Here is a 14,827-nt window from a genome sequence, read left to right on the forward strand (position 1 = left end):
GCCGCCGCACCCGCGCCCGCGCCCGGCACCGGGAAGATCAACCTGGACAAGGGCCGGGTCAGCCTGCAGAAGAACCAGACCGTGTCCCTGGTCAAGGGTGGCCGCCCACTGCTGTCGCGGGTCAAGATGGGCCTCGGCTGGGAGCCCGCGTTCCGGGGCAGGGACATCGACCTGGACGCCTCGGTCATCGCCTACGGCCCCCGGCGCAACCACCTCGAAAGCTGCTACTTCGGCAAGCTCTCGATCCTGAACGGCGCGATCAAGCACTCCGGCGACAACCTCACCGGCGAGGGCGGAGGCGACGACGAGGTGATCATGGTCGACCTGGGCCGGATCCCCGCCGAGGCCTCCGGCCTGGTCTTCACGGTCAACTCCTTCTCCGGCCAGAAGTTCACCGAGGTCGCCAAGGCCTACTGCCGCCTGCTGGACGCCGAGTCCGGCGAGGAGCTCGCCCGCTTCGACCTGACCAACGCCGAGGCGCAGACGGGCGTGATCATGGCGAAGCTGATCCGTCAGTTCTCCGGCGAGTGGGAGATGACGGCGGTCGGCGACTTCGTCAAGGCCCGCACCGTACGCGACATGGTGAAGCCCGGCGCGCAGGCGCTCTAGTACTACCCGCGCAGCCATGCACCCGTGCACGCCGGTGGGCGGGGCCCCGAGATCCGGGACCCCGCCCACCGCACGCGCGCCAGGAGCGTGTCAGCACTCGTAGCGTGTCGTGTGCCTGAAGGACGACGTCGCGCCGTTGAAGCCGTACGTGCCGCGGTACGCCGGCGGGTTCTGGTACTCACCGACGATCGTGATCGTGTTGGCGCAGGACCCCTGCCCCGCGCGCTTCGCGTCCAGCCGGATCGTCTCGCCGACGAAGCCACCCGTGATGTCCCACGGAGCGCCGCAGATACCGGCCGTGATCTTGCCGCCGGTCACCACGTGCGGGTAGGTGTTCGGGTTGTACTTCAGCTCGATGGCGAAGGTGACCTGGCCGTTGTGGAGCGACAGCTTGCAGTCCGTCGACACCGCCTCGTCGGTCAGGTCCATCTGCTGCGTGGCGAACGCCTCGTCACGCGTCTTGACCTCCGCGCCCTGCGGGTTGTGGAAGCGGTGCTCGGAGCTCTCCCGGCCCTTCCCCTTGCGTGCCTGTGTGCTCATGGTGCCTCCTGCCTCTTTCGGGCCGCTCTTCAGGCCAGCTGCTCGGAGACCTCCACGCGCAGCAGCGCGCGGACGTTCTCGATGTGGTTGGCCACGGTGACGACCGAGGAGCCCGCGAACAGCAGACCGACCGCGGTGTTGTCGAGCGAGGTCACCAGCGAACCGGAGTCGCCGCCGGCGGAGATGTTCGTGGTGAGGATCTGGTCCTTGAACCGGGCCATCCCCGCCGTGCCGTAGTTGACGTCGACCGTCGCGTCGACCGAGATGACCCGGCCGAAGCTGATGTTCGTCGTCCGCCCGGACTTCTTCACCAGGTCGCCGACCGCCACGTTGGCCTTGCGCCGCCAGGCGCGCGGCGCGCCGCTGAAGTACTGCTCGCGCGTGGCGTCCTGGAACTCCACGGTGCCCAGCGCCGCGTCCACCACGTTGTTGTGCCGCTCCAGCGGGATCTGCGGGGCGAACTGGATGGTGACGAACCGCGACAGGGTCGCGATCCGGTCGGCCGGGTCCTGCCCGCCGTCGAACACACCGGGCTGCACGATCGCGCTGCCCAGCTGCGCACGGTTGGAGTCGGCGAGCACATGGTTGTTGGAGAGGATGTAGAACCTCGCCGGTACGCCGAGCCCGGGGCCCGGCGGGTCGACGGAGGCGCCCGGCAGGAAGTCGTACACCACGCTGCCGAGGGTGCCCGCCGTCACGCGTACGTTGCCCACCGAGAAGCCGGAAGGGCAGGGCCGCATACGGCGCCTGAGGATCTGCGGCTCGAACGCGGCGACCTGGCCGAGCTCCTCGAGTAGCGGCTGGGACAGCTGCGAGAGCTGCTCGGCGACGCTGCCGTCGGGCCGGTACGAGGTCTCCTGCTGCTCACCCATCCTGCTGGACTGGGCGCGCTGCCGCCCGCCGCTGCGCTGAGCGGCGATATGGCCGACGGCCACGACGTCGGTCGGGGTGCCGTCGTCCATATGGCGCGGGATCATGTCCCGCTCCGGAAGCATGGACTCCGGGACCTTCTGGGTCACGAAGACGAGTACGGCCTGCTCGCCGGTGGGTTGTCCTTCGATCCACTTCACGCCATGGCCGAAGCCGACCACATTGGACAGCGGTTCCTGCGGTCGCAGGAAGTCGGACATGGCCTGCTGCCGACTGCTGTCGCTCAGCCGACCACCAGTGGGTCCTCGCATCAATTCGGGCTGGCTCGTCACGCCAGACCACCTCTTCCCCTTGCCTGAAGCGCGGGGGTTCCCTCACCACCCGTTTGGTGGGGCGTTAGGTATCGCCTGGTGGGGCGTTACGTATCGCCTTGGGCGTCGACCTGACCGATCGCGAGCACGCGAACGGGCACGCCGTCGAGTCGTTCGGGAACCACGTCTTCGTCCCGGAGCCGGTCACGGGGCACTTTGCGGGTCACGAAGACGATGATCACGTCTTCGCCCGAGTGCTCGTCCCTCCCGGTGCCGACTCCGGTCACGTTGGCCAGCTTCATCAGCTGACTCTCATGGAGTTCACGTGCCTCGTGTGCGTCCACCGGGCTCGCCTCTCCGCGGGTACTGCAGGTGTAGCCCCTGTCTATTGCCCCCCGCACGACTGGTCAAGGTGTTCGGCACGAAATCTTGGGTTTGGTTGTGATCCGTGCCAGTTGACCTTGTTTATCAAGATTTCTCCGCGGGGGCGTGTGGGTCTGATGCGCGGTTACGGGGCGTCAGGTACGCAGATACGAGGCGCCGTTGAGGTCGAGCACCGCACCCGACGACCACTCGGCCGCAGGTGAGGCCAGCCACAGCACCGCGGCCGCCACCTCGTCCGCGTCCGCCACCCGGCCGAACGGGCTCTGCGCCCGGATCGCCTCGCCCTCCGCGCCACTGAGCCGGTCCGCCACTCGCTCGGTCTCGAAGAAGCCCGGCGCCACGGACGCCACACCGATCCCGTACGGCGCCAGCGACACGGCCAGCGACTGGCCGAGCGCGTGCACGGCGGCCTTGGTCGCACCGTACGCGGGGTGGTCGGGCTCACCGCGGAAGGCCCCGCGCGAGCCGATGTTGACGATGCGGCCGCCGCTGCCCTGGTCGATCATCCGACGCCCCGCGAGATGGCTGAGGTTCGCTGTAGCGAGGAGGTTGACCGCTACATGCTGCTGCCAGAGCGCCGCCCAGTCCTCGTACGACGTCTCCGGCAGCGGGTGGCGCAGGTTGACGGCCGCGTTGTTCACCAGGACGTCGATCCCGCCCAGCGCGTCAGCGGCCCGCCCGGCGACGTGCTCGGCCCCCGCCGCGTCCGCCAGGTCACCGCCGACCAGTGCGTGCCCGGTGCCGTCCAGCGAGTCCAGCGTCCGCTCGGCCTCCTCGCGGCGCGAGCCGAAGTGCACGGCGACCCGGTCCCCGTTCGCCGCGAAGGCCCGGGCGACGGCGCGGCCGAGGCCGCGGGACGCGCCGGAGACGAGTACCCGGCGACCGGTTGCGGGCAGGGACAGGGGTAGCGACATCGAAGCGGGCCTCTCGACGTAGGACGGAGTTCAACCGCCGTTTATACGCGGGCGGGACCGTAAGGCGCGAAACCAGCACCGCCGCATGTCCTCCTCACCGTTCAAGGAGATTCGATGCCACTCACCCGCAGGGACTTCGCCAAGCGCTCCGCGCTCACCGGCGCCGGAGTCGCGCTGGCCGGTACGGCCGGGGTGCTCGCCACCACCGACGGCGCCCTGGCGTCCCAGGACGTCGACACCGACGGCACCGAGGGCAAGGCCGACGACGCGAAGGCCGCGGGCCCCGGCTACGGCCCGCTGGTCCCCGACCCCGAGGGGATCCTCTCCCTGCCCGCGGGATTCTCGTACCGGATCATCACCCGTACCGGCGAGACCAAGCTGGAGAGCGGCGAGTTCACACCGCAGAAGCACGACGGCACCGCCACCTTCGAAGGCCGCGGCGGGGTGACCCTGCTGGTCGTCAACCACGAACTCAAGGGCGCCAGGTCGCGCTGGGAGCACCCGGTGCCGCTCGCCGAAGGCCTGGTCTACGACCCGGCCGCGTCCGGTGGCTGCACGGTCGTGGAGGTCCGCAAGGGCGGCGAGGTCGCGCAGTGGGTCGGTATCGCGGGCACCTCCACCAACTGCGCGGGCGGACGCACCTCCTGGGGCACCTGGCTGACCTGCGAGGAGAACTCCGACCTGGCCGGTGAGAACGGCATGACCAAGGACCACGGCTACGTCTTCGAGGTCGACCCCTACGACCGCCGCGCCAACCGCGCCCCCAAGCCGCTGAAGTTCTTCGGCCGTTACGACCACGAGGCCGTGGTCGTCGACCCCAAGCGCGGACACGCCTACCTCACCGAGGACGACAAGAACCCCAACGGCCTGTTCTTCCGCTGGGTGCCGCCGAAGGGCTTCCGGCACGGGCGCGGCCAGTTCCGTACGCTCGCCGACGACGCGGGCGTGCTCCAGGCGCCCAAGTGCTTCGACTCCGGCGGCCGTTACGTGGACGACCTGTCCCGCGCCACGAAGATCGGCACGGTGTACGGCGTGGACTGGGTGGACGTCCCCGACCGCGACGCCCGCGAGGTCCCGGTGCGCGAGCAGTTCGGCGAGGACGAGGTCACCAGGGCCCGCAAGCTGGAGGGCATGTGGTGGGGCGACGGCGGCGCGTACATCGTCGCCTCCTACGCCCGCGACGACGACAGCCCCGGCGAACCGCACGACGGCCAGGTCTGGTTCTACGACCCGCGCCGCCGCACCCTGACCCTGAAGGTGCGGCTCGGCGTGAACCCGGACGTCTGGAAGGACGGCGCCTTCGACGGCCCGGACAACATCACCGTCTCGCCCTACGGCGGCCTCATCATCGCCGAGGACGGCGAGGGCCTGCAGCACCTCTTCGGCGCGACCGACAGCGGGCGTACGTATCCGATCGCCCGCAACGAGGTGAACATCGGCACGAACGACGAGCCAGAGTTCGCCGAGTTCACGGGAGTTGTGTTCTCCGCCGACGGGAAGACGCTCTACGCCAACGTCCAGGAGCCGGGCATCATGCTGGCCATCACGGGCCCCTGGAAGCGCCAACCCCGCCGCTAGAAGTACCGACGCGGGAAGACGCGGGAAAAACCCTTCGCGCGCGAGCCCGTTGGCCTCTTAGAGTCATACCTGTCCAGGTGCGACAGGCAGGACCTACTTCCACTTCTAATGGGGAGGCCGCGGGTTCGAATCCCGCCGCCGGTACTCGTGCCGGTGTAGCTCAGAGGCAGAGCACCTAATGTCGGTTCCGCCGGCCTTGAACTCTGGACACCACAACTTGATATGCACCTCCCGGTGCGCAGGCAGCGGCTACTTCTTCTCAAGAACTCACGCCGCCGCCGATCTGATCTCGGGAGGCTCAGCATCGGTGTGCCCGGTGCGCAGGCAACGGATACTTCGGGATCGGACGGTTGCGGGGTTCAAGTCCTCGTCATCGACTTCGGGTCGGTGTAGCTCAAGAGGTAGAGCATCTGACATAAGGACCGTCGCCGACCTCTGAACTCGGGCACGCTCCTTCGCCATGGCCTCCCCCCTCTTTCTCAGCTTTCTCGTCGAATTCGGGGGAATTCACCATGGCACGCTTCAACTCCAAGTCCGCTAAGGCGCAGGGCACTTCGCCCGTGCGGTCGACCGGGACCGCCATCCGTACCCACGAGGGCGGCCGCGGCGCCGCCCGCGACCCGCGCTCCGAGCTTTTTCTGCTCGCGGTCAGCAATCTCGTGTCGCAGCAGACCTTCTACGAGTCCGGCGACGACCGGGACGACCGCTTCGCCGCCCTCGTGCGCAAGCTCGCCGTGGCGGACCCGGAGTGGACCGCGGGCCTGCTCGGCTGGCTGCGGGGCGAGGGCCAGCTGCGTACCGCCTCGCTCGTCGGCGCCGCCGAGTACGTCAAGGCGCGCCTGGACGCGGGCGCCGAGCACGGCCCGACCAACCGCCAGGTGATCTCCTCCGTGCTGCGCCGCCCCGACGAGCCGGGTGAGCTGCTCGGCTACTGGACCTCGCGGTACGGCCGCAGCGTGCCCAAGCCCGTCAAGCGCGGTATCGCCGACGCGGTGCGCCGCCTCTACCACGGCAAGTCGCTGCTCAAGTACGACACCGCGTCCAAGGGTTACCGCTTCGGCGACATCCTCAACCTGGTGCACGCCTCGCCCGACCCGGACAAGCCGTGGCAGGGCGAGCTGTTCCAGTACGCCCTGGACCGTCGGCACCACCCGGAGAGCGCGGTACCGCCCGCGTCGAACCGGACCCTGACCGCACACCGCGAGCTGATGTCGGTTCCGGTCGCGGACCGCCGCGCGGTCGTCACCGCACCCGACGGGGCCCAGCACCTCGCCGAGGCCGGGATGACCTGGGAGGCGCTCGCGGGCTGGCTGCAGGGGCCGATGGACGCCAAGGCGTGGGAGGCGGTGATTCCGTCGATGGGGGCGATGGCGCTGGTTCGCAACCTGAGGAACTTCGACGAGGCCGGGGTGTCGGACAAGGTCGCGGCGGAGGTCGCGGCGAAGATCTCGGACCCGCAGGAGGTCGGGCGCTCACGGCAGTTCCCGTTCCGCTATCTGGCCGCCTACCAGCACGCGCCCTCGCTGCGCTGGTCGTACCCGCTGGAGCAGGCGCTCGGCCACTCGCTGGCCCAGGTGCCCTCGCTGCCGGGCCGCACGCTGGTCCTGGTGGACCGCTCGGGCTCGATGTTCTTTTCGCGTCTGTCGGACCGCTCGGAGCTGACCCGCGCGGACGCGGCCGCGGTGTTCGGCGCCGCGGTGGCGATGCGGGCCGCGAACGCGGACCTGGTGGAGTTCGGTTCGACCAGCGCACGGGTGAAGTACCGCAAGGGCGAGTCGGTGCTCAAGGTCCTGGGGCGGTTCAGCAACCTCGGCGGCACCGACACCACCGGCGCGGTGCGTACGCACTACAAGAAGCACGACCGGGTGCTGATCGTCACCGACGAGCAGTACGCGCCGCACAGCCACGGCGACCCGACCGAGCAGGTACCGGCGGACGTCCCCGTTTACACCTGGAACCTCGCGGGGTACCGCGCGGGCCACGGCCGGTCGGGCAGCGCGATGCGGCATGTGTTCGGGGGGCTTTCGGACGCGGCGTTCCGGATGGTGCCGCTCCTGGAGAGCGGCCGGGACGCCGACTGGCCCTGGGTCGCGTAAGAGAGGGTGACGCGTGGGGTGCCCGTACCGGGGTCGGGCACCCCATGCCCCGGCTGAGCCCTAAGCGCCCCGCAGCGACCGCGCCTTGAACGCCGCCTTACGGGCCTCCTTGGCCACCTGCTTGTCGGGGTGCAGCCGCCCCATCGCCTCCAGTACGTCGGCGGTCGCCGGGTGGTCGACCCGCCAGGCCGTGTCGAAGAAGCCGCTGTGCTGCTCGGCCAGCCCCTCCACCAGGCCCTGCAGTTCGTCGGAGTTGCCCTCGGCGGCGAGCTGCGCGGCGATGGTGTCGACGGTCAGCCAGTACACCATCGCCTCACTCGGCGCCGGCACGTCGGCGGCCCCGCGCTCGGTGAGCCAGACGCGGGCCAGGCCGCCGAGTTCCGCGTCGTCCAGGACCTCGCGCAGCGCGGGCTCGGCCTGGTCGGCCACCAGGGACAGGGCCTGCTGGCAGTGCAGGCGGCGCAGCGGGGCGCGCTCGTCCTCGCCGTGCGCGGCTGCGAGCAGTTCCCGGGCCGCGGCGAGGGGTTCGCGCCGGGCGAGCCACTGCTCGGTCTCGGCGCGTGCCGCGGCCTGCGGGAAGTCGGCGGCGAGGTCGAGGAGGGTGTCGGCGCCCTTGTCCGCGAGGTCACCGACCGCGGGCGCGTCGACTCCGGCCTCCAGCATCCGGGCGCGTACGCCGTACAGGCCGAGCGGGGTCAGCCGCACCAGGCCGTAGCGGGAGATGTCCTCCTCTTCGAGGGATGCGGCGTCGGCGGCCGGGTCCGAACCGGCCTCGGCCATCAGTTCCTCGTCGACCGGGCGGAACTCGACGAGCCCGATCGGCTCCAGCATCCGGAACTGGTCGTCCAGGCGCATCATCGCGTCGGAGACCTGCTCCAGGATGTCGTCCGTGGGCTCCCCCATGTCGTCGGGCACGATCATCGACGCGGCGAGTGCGGGCAGCGGCACGGGTTCGTCGCCGGAGCCGGGGCCGCCGGCGGAGGCGATTTCGCTGACGGTGAGCAGGTAGAGGTTGCCGAGTACGCCGTCCAGGAAGTCGGCCTCGGCGGCCGGGTCCCAGTCCAGCTGGTCGAGGTCGAGGTCGCCGCCGCTGTGGAGGGCGTCGACGATGCCTTCCAGGTCGGGCACGGTGGCGTCGGCCAGTACGGTCTCCAGGGCGCCGAGCCAGAGCGCGAGGACGTCCTGCGGACTGCCCGATGTGACGGCCGCGAGGTCCTCGCCGGTGGTGACGGTGCCTTCGGCGTCGTCCGCGTCGCCGTCGACGACCTCCACCAGGCCGGTGTCGACCGCGACCCGCCAGGCCTCGCTCGCGTACGCGGGCCCGTCCTCGTCGTCCGCGTCGTAGCCGAGGTGTGCCGCCGCTTCCGGCAGTTGGGCATCGACGAGTTCGCCGCCCGCGCCGACCCGGGTTTCCGGGCCCGCCCAGCGGGCGAGCCGCACGGCGCGGGCGAACAGCGGACTGGCGAGCGCGTCCCGCGCGAGCTCCGCCTCGGAAGTCAGCCGCACCGGCGGCAGGGTGGAGCGTTCTGAGGACATCGGCTGGTTCTCTCCTCGGGCGGACTCGGAGGTCTCGGTGGATCCGGATCGGGGGTCCAGCGTAGACGGATTTCGTCCCCTGCTGCCCGGTTCATGTACCCGTCAGGAGCCGTACATCGATGAACCCTTGACAACTGCCTTGACGACAGAAGAGATTGACGCGCGTAGAACCAGCGGTCGTACCGACCGCAGCACACGCAACACACGCAGCACACCCGCAGTACGGCCACCTCCCAGGTCCCCTCTCATCCAGGGGCCCCTCATCCAGCACGGAGTCTGTCGATGCCACCGCGAATAGCGATGCCCTCCTCCCGCACCCCGCACCGCACGATCCGCCGCTCCGCGGCCGTCTCCACCGTCGTGGCCACCGCACTGGCCGCCGGTCTCCTGTCCGCCACCACGGCGAGCTCCGCCCCGGCCTACGAGCTCCGTATCCATGACATCCAGGGCGACACCCGCGTCTCGCCGCTCGCCGGACAGCAGGTCAGCGATGTCTCCGGCATCGTGACCGGGGTCCGCACCTACGGCTCGCGCGGCTTCTGGATCCAGGACCCGCAGGTCGACGCCGACCCGGCGACGAGCGAGGGCGTCTTCGTCTACACCGGCTCGGTGCCCACGGTGAAGACGGGTGACGCGGTACGGGTCTCCGGTCTCGTCGGCGAGTACATCCCGGGCGGCACCAAGTCCGGCAACCAGTCCGTCACGCAGATCTCCAAGCCGGCGGTGACGGTCGAGTCGTCGGACAACGACCTGCCCGCCCCCGCGGTCATCGACGCCGCGGCCGTGCCCGACGCGTACGTACCCGACGGCGACCCGGCCGACGGCGGCAGCGTCAACGGCCTGGACCTCCAGCCGGACGCCTACGCCCTGGACTTCTACGAGTCGCTGGAGGGCATGAACGTCGCCATCGACTCCTCCCGTGTGATCGGCCCCAGCACCAAGTACGGCGAGGTGTGGGTCACGGTCAAGCCCGAGGAGAACGCCAGCCCGCGCGGCGGCGCCGTCTACGGCTCGTACACCTCGCAGAACGGCGGGCGGCTGAAGATCGAGCAGCTCGCCCCGCTCGCCGAGCAGCCCTTCCCGCAGGCCAACGTCGGAGACGAGCTGACCGGCCGGACCGAAGGCCCGCTGGACTTCGACCAGTTCGGCGGCTACAACCTGGCGGCCCGCACCCTGGGCACGGTCACCGACAACGGCCTCACCGCGGAGAAGACGCGCAGGCAGCGCCGCAAGGAGCTGGCCGTGGCGACGTACAACGTGGAGAACCTCAGCGCGGCCGACTCGCAGGAGAAGTTCGACGCGCTCGCCGGTGCCGTGGTGCGCAACCTCGCGAGCCCCGACATCCTCACCCTGGAGGAGATCCAGGACAACAGCGGCCCGAAGAACGACGGCACGGTCGCCGCGGACGAGACCCTGAAGCGGTTCACGGACGCGATCGAGGCCGCGGGCGGGCCCTCCTACGACTGGCGCTCGATCGACCCCGAGAACAACAAGGACGGCGGCCAGCCGGGCGGCAACATCCGCTCGGTGTTCCTGTTCAACCCGGCGCGGGTCTCGTTCACCGACCGTCCCGGCGGCGACGCCACCACCGCGACCGGTGTGGTGCGCGAGCGGGGCAAGGCCGCGCTGACCCACTCGCCAGGACGCGTCGACCCGGTCAACGACGCCTGGGACAACAGCCGCAAGCCGCTCGCGGGCGAGTTCACCTTCCGCGGCCGCAAGGTCTTCCTGATCGCCAACCACTTCGGCTCCAAGGGCGGCGACCAGTCGCTGACCGCGCACCTCCAGCCCCCGAACCGCAAGTCCGAGGCCAAGCGGCTGCGCCAGGCGCAGGCCGTCAACGGCCTGGTGAAGGACATCCTGAAGGTCCAGAAGAAGGCCGATGTCATCGTCCTCGGCGACATCAACGACTTCGAGTTCTCGGCGACCACCGAGGCCCTCACTGACGGCGGGGTGCTCTACCCGGCGGTCAAGTCGCTGCCGCGCGAGGAGCGTTACTCGTATGTCTACCAGGGCAACAGCCAGGTCCTGGACCAGATCCTGACCAGCCCGTCGATTCGCCGGTTCCAGTACGACAGCGTGCACATCAACGCGGAGTTCGCCCAGCAGAACAGCGACCACGACCCGCAGGTGCTCCGCTTCAAGCCGTGACGTACCCCGCCTGGGTCCGGCCCTCGCACGAAGGGCCGGACCCGGCCGGTCGCGTCTCACTCGGCGGCGCTGAGGCTGATCGCGGGCAGGTAGCGCTTGACGCCGCCGCCGCGGGTCAGACCGGGGAAGTTCTGCACCTGGTGCCACTCGGGCGTGGGTGAGCCGATGCCGTCGCCGGGGGCGGCGAGCGCTTCGATATGGGCCTGCTCGCTCTCCCATTCGGCGTAGTTGAGCACCCGGGTGCCGTCCAGGCTGGTGTGGAAGTGGCCTGAGATGCCACCGGGGTGCGGCTTGTCCGAGGCCAGCGCCTCGAACACGGCATCGACCCAGGCCCGCTGCCGCTGCGGGTCCGGCCCTTCGAACTCCACGTCGACGATCACGATGGCGCCGGGTGTGCGGGCTTCGCCGTCCAGCGCCCCGCTGCGGTAGAGCTCGTACTTGTCGAGCGCGACCCGCTGGATGCCGGGCACCGCCGCGTCGATCTCCGCGTTCCGCTCGTCGCGGTGATTCCGGACGAAGGTGTCGTACGCCGCCACGTCGCGCCACTGCGAGTAGTGCAGGAGCGTGTCTCCGTCGGTGCCGGTGTAGACGCTGTACGAGAGGAGGTCGTCGGTCGGCCAGGGCCTGCTCTCCCACGTCTCACGGATCGCGTCCACGGCCGCCCGCTGGCGCTCGGGGGTGCCGACCCGCCAGGTGCTGGCGAGCACCGCGCCGACGCCGGGGCGGGTGATCTGGGGAAGGGTGTCGATCCGCACGCTCATGGTGAACTCCTCGTTCCGCGCACTCCGTTCGGGTGTGCTGTGATCCCCATGCTCAAAGATGAACCAAGGTTGACGTCAAGGGCGATCGGCGGGCATCTCGTAGACCTGCTTACTTCTACCCTGAAGAAGAATTAAGTGGAGCTATAGACTCGGGCCGCCGAGACTGCGCCTATGACGACGTCTGCCACCACTCCCTTCGGCCGCGCCCTGTGCGCGATGATCACCCCCTTCACCGACAGCGGCACCCTGGACCTCGACGGCGCCCAGCGGCTGGCCGTCCACCTGGTCGGCGAGGGCTGCGACGGTCTGGTGCTGTCCGGCACCACCGGCGAGTCCCCCACCACCACCGACGAGGAGAAGTCCGCCCTGGTGCGGGCCGTGCGGGAGGCCGTCGGCGAGCGGGCCAGCGTGGTGGCCGGGGTCGGCAGCGCGGACACCGCGCACACCGCGGAGCTGGCGCTGTCGGCCGAGAAGGCGGGCGCCGACGGCGTGTTGGTGGTCACGCCTTACTACAGCCGCCCGCCGCAGAACGCCCTTGAGGCGCACTTCCGTACGGTCGCGGACACCGTGGGCATCCCCGTCATGCTGTACGACATCCCCGGCCGCACCGGCACCCGTATCGAGCCGGACACCATGATCCGCCTCGCGGAGCACCCCCGGATCACCGCCGTCAAGGACTGCGCGTACGACGTGCTCGGCACCCAGAAGGTGCTGGCCCGCACCGACCTGGCGTACTACGCGGGCTGCGAGGAGTTCATCCTGCCGCTGTACGCGGTGGGCGGCGCGGGCTATGTGTCGACCGTCGCCAACGTGGCGCCGGGTGCGCTGCGCGCGATCGTCGACGCCTACGACGCGGGCGACACGGCGGGGGCCGCGCTGCGGCAGCGGCGCGCGGCGGAGCTGATCGAGCTGATGATGGCGAACGGCCTGCCGGGCACGGTGACCGCGAAGGCGCTGATGACCGAACTCGGGCTGCCCGCAGGGCCGTTGCGGGCACCGCTGCAGCCCGCCGACCGAAGTACGGTCGACGGGCTGGTGGCCGCGTACGGGTCGCTGGCCGGCGCTCCCGCGTAACAGCCGTCGGCGCGTAACGGCCGTCGGGTCAGCCCCGGTAGCCGCGCCCGGCGAAGACCGGCGTCCAGCGGCTCGGATAGTCGTCGTTCGCCTTGCGGAAGTCGCTGAGCGGCACGACCTTGTCGCTGCCGACGGTGACGAGCAGCAGCTGGTTGCGGAACTCGCCCTTGCCGTCGCACTTCTTCGGGTCACAGCCCCAGGCGATGATCCGCTTGTTGTCGGCCCAGGCCAGCAGCTGCTGCGCGGGCACCTTGGCGACCAGCTTGCCGGTCCGGGGGTCGTTGACCGCGGAGGCGATCTCGTCGCCCTTGCCCGCGAACTCGCCCGCCGCCAGCTTGCCGTCGGGCGAGAGCCCCGCCTCGACGTAGGTCAGGTGCTTCTCCTCGGGCGGGGTCGGTGCCTTGGCGCCCTTGAGGTCGTAGTACTCGCGGTGCGGCTCGGTGATGAGGTGCGCATAGACGAGCGACCCGTCGTGGCTGAAGGCGAAGTCCTCACGGCTGTTGCCGGGGAACCCCGTCTCGTCGCTCTCCGTCGGGGCCTTGTGCCACTCCGCCTCGCCCGACTGGAAGTCGATGACGGTGAATCCGGTCCTGCTGGGGTACTGGCCCGGCTCGTCCTTGCCGTTGACGTTCATCTTGTGCTCCCAGAACAACCGGTCCGGGTTCTTGTCGTAGGTGGTCGCGACGAGCTTCCTGCCGTCGGGCGAGAAGGCGACACCGCCGACACCCTGCTCGACCGGAATCCAGCGGTCCACCTTGCCGGTGGCCAGATCGAGCAGGCCGATGCGCTTGGCGGGCAGCTCACCCTCCAGTACGGCGGCGGTCCGCATGCCGGGGGCGACGGCCAGGAAGGCCCACTTGTCGGTCTTCTCGTAGGTGCCGGTCTTCTGGTTGAGCAGACCGTAGGTACGGGTGATGATCTCGTCGCGGTTCGGCTGCTTGACCCGCTTCTGCGTGGTGAACGCGGCCAACGCCGTGTCCCCGGCCGCGATCAGGTCCTTCGGCGGCGACTGGTCGGGGTGGGCGACGACATCATCCTGCTGGTCCTGGCTCGCCAGGCGGGGGGCGGCCGCCGACGAGGTCTCATCGGGTCCGGTGGCCAGCATCGGGACGCCCACCGCGACCGCGACAGCCGCTACGGTCGCCGCGGCGGCACCGGCCACCCGACGGGTCCTACGACGCTTGCCGACCGCGAGTGCCCGGTCGGCCAGGTCGCCGGGCGGATGTGCCCCGTCGTCCGAGATCTCCTGGAGCGAGTCGCGCAGCAGTTCATCGACGTTCACGGTCGTACCTCCACAGGCGAGAAGTCACGGGACGGCGGTTCCTCCGCCGCGGCGGGGCCGAGCGCGGTGAGTTCGGGTGCGAGGCTGCGCAGCCGGGCCAGCGACCGGTGCGTGGTGGAGCGCACCGTGCCGACCGAGCAGCCGAGCAGGCGGGCCACCTCCGCCTCGGGGAGATCCTCGAAGTAGCGCAGGACCAGTACGGTGCGCTGCCGCGCGGTGAGCCGGGCGAGCGCGCCGCGCATCACGACCCGCAGTTCGGCGGCGCCCGCCCCGTCGCCGTCTCCCGGCCTCCGGCCCTCGGGCAGTTCGGCGACGGTGAGTTCGCGCCGGGGCCACTTCAGCCGCCAGCGGCTGACCTGCTGCCGGTAGAGGATCTGCCGTACGTACGCCTCGGGCTCGTCGATACGGCTCCACCGGCCAGCGGCCTTGATCAGCGCGTTCTGCAGCAGATCCTCGGCCGCGTGCCGGTCGCCGCCGGTGAGCAGCACCGCGGTCTTCAGCAGGGCGGCCGACCTGGCCGCCACGAACTCGCGGAATCTCTCTTCGCTCTTGGCATCCATCGTCACCTTCGGTCTCTCTTCCGCTGATCGGGTGTCCCCGGGCCCTGGGGTCCCGCTGTCCTGGGTGACGCGTCCCGGGGTCCCCGGCTATGCCTGTGCCGCGCCCGTGACGCGAAGCGGCCCCCCCCCCCCCGGCGCCGGGGGGGGGCGCGGGGTGGGGC

13 protein-coding genes are annotated in these 14,827 nt (G+C 70.5%); 5 read left to right on the forward strand and 8 right to left on the reverse strand.

The window, feature by feature from the left end; all coding sequences use genetic code 11:
- Positions 1-609: TerD family protein (locus tag U9R90_RS24160; protein ID WP_411058753.1), on the forward strand; the 609-nt coding region annotated here is incomplete at its 5' end.
- Positions 610-699: 90 nt separating this feature from the next.
- Here the strand turns inward: U9R90_RS24160 and U9R90_RS24165 are convergent.
- The 4 genes from U9R90_RS24165 to U9R90_RS24180 form a co-directional block, all read right to left on the reverse strand.
- Positions 700-1,149, reverse strand: coding sequence for a hypothetical protein (locus U9R90_RS24165; protein ID WP_411058754.1), 450 nt, complete (start codon positions 1,147-1,149; stop codon positions 700-702).
- Between the two features lie 29 nt (positions 1,150-1,178).
- Positions 1,179-2,330, reverse strand: a complete 1,152-nt coding sequence (locus tag U9R90_RS24170) for a hypothetical protein (RefSeq protein WP_411059790.1) — start codon at positions 2,328-2,330, stop codon at positions 1,179-1,181.
- Positions 2,331-2,437: 107 nt separating this feature from the next.
- On the reverse strand, positions 2,438-2,632 hold the full coding sequence (locus U9R90_RS24175) for a hypothetical protein (protein WP_411058756.1): 195 nt from the start codon (positions 2,630-2,632) through the stop codon (positions 2,438-2,440).
- A 216-nt stretch (positions 2,633-2,848) separates the two neighbouring features.
- Positions 2,849-3,628: an SDR family NAD(P)-dependent oxidoreductase gene (locus tag U9R90_RS24180; protein WP_411058757.1), complete on the reverse strand. Its 780-nt coding sequence runs from the start codon at positions 3,626-3,628 to the stop codon at positions 2,849-2,851.
- Positions 3,629-3,742: 114 nt separating this feature from the next.
- On the opposite strand from U9R90_RS24180, the gene U9R90_RS24185 reads away from it, so the two are divergent.
- Both U9R90_RS24185 and U9R90_RS24190 read left to right on the forward strand, forming a co-directional pair.
- The gene (locus tag U9R90_RS24185) at positions 3,743-5,206 is read left to right on the forward strand and encodes an alkaline phosphatase PhoX (protein WP_411058758.1); all 1,464 of its coding nucleotides are present in this window, start codon (positions 3,743-3,745) and stop codon (positions 5,204-5,206) included.
- A gap of 512 nt (positions 5,207-5,718) precedes the next feature.
- Positions 5,719-7,302, forward strand: coding sequence for a TROVE domain-containing protein (locus tag U9R90_RS24190; RefSeq protein ID WP_411058759.1), 1,584 nt, complete (start codon positions 5,719-5,721; stop codon positions 7,300-7,302).
- A 60-nt stretch (positions 7,303-7,362) separates the two neighbouring features.
- On the opposite strand, the gene U9R90_RS24195 is transcribed toward U9R90_RS24190, so the two are convergent.
- Positions 7,363-8,838 (reverse strand): hypothetical protein, encoded by a 1,476-nt coding sequence (locus U9R90_RS24195; protein WP_411058760.1) that lies wholly within the window; start codon positions 8,836-8,838, stop codon positions 7,363-7,365.
- Positions 8,839-9,120: 282 nt separating this feature from the next.
- On the opposite strand from U9R90_RS24195, the gene U9R90_RS24200 reads away from it, so the two are divergent.
- The gene (locus U9R90_RS24200; protein ID WP_411058761.1) at positions 9,121-10,989 is read left to right on the forward strand and encodes an endonuclease/exonuclease/phosphatase family protein; all 1,869 of its coding nucleotides are present in this window, start codon (positions 9,121-9,123) and stop codon (positions 10,987-10,989) included.
- 56 nt (positions 10,990-11,045) lie between these two features.
- Here the strand turns inward: U9R90_RS24200 and U9R90_RS24205 are convergent, their stop codons facing one another.
- On the reverse strand, positions 11,046-11,750 hold the full coding sequence (locus U9R90_RS24205) for an antibiotic biosynthesis monooxygenase (RefSeq protein ID WP_411058762.1): 705 nt from the start codon (positions 11,748-11,750) through the stop codon (positions 11,046-11,048).
- 171 nt (positions 11,751-11,921) lie between these two features.
- Here U9R90_RS24205 and dapA point away from each other — a divergent pair, with 171 nt between their 5' ends.
- Positions 11,922-12,824, forward strand: coding sequence for a 4-hydroxy-tetrahydrodipicolinate synthase (dapA, locus tag U9R90_RS24210; protein ID WP_411058763.1), 903 nt, complete (start codon positions 11,922-11,924; stop codon positions 12,822-12,824).
- Between the two features lie 28 nt (positions 12,825-12,852).
- On the opposite strand, the gene U9R90_RS24215 is transcribed toward dapA, so the two are convergent.
- Both U9R90_RS24215 and U9R90_RS24220 read right to left on the reverse strand, forming a co-directional pair.
- Positions 12,853-14,106 (reverse strand): WD40 repeat domain-containing protein, encoded by a 1,254-nt coding sequence (locus U9R90_RS24215; protein WP_411058764.1) that lies wholly within the window; start codon positions 14,104-14,106, stop codon positions 12,853-12,855.
- Positions 14,103-14,666: a SigE family RNA polymerase sigma factor gene (locus U9R90_RS24220; RefSeq protein WP_411058765.1), complete on the reverse strand. Its 564-nt coding sequence runs from the start codon at positions 14,664-14,666 to the stop codon at positions 14,103-14,105. Before U9R90_RS24220 ends, U9R90_RS24215 begins: the two co-directional genes overlap by 4 nt.
- Between the last annotated feature and the right edge of the window lie 161 nt (positions 14,667-14,827).

It is taken from the genome of Streptomyces sp. E11-3 (genome assembly GCF_046540415.1).
Taxonomy (GTDB): domain Bacteria; phylum Actinomycetota; class Actinomycetes; order Streptomycetales; family Streptomycetaceae; genus Streptomyces.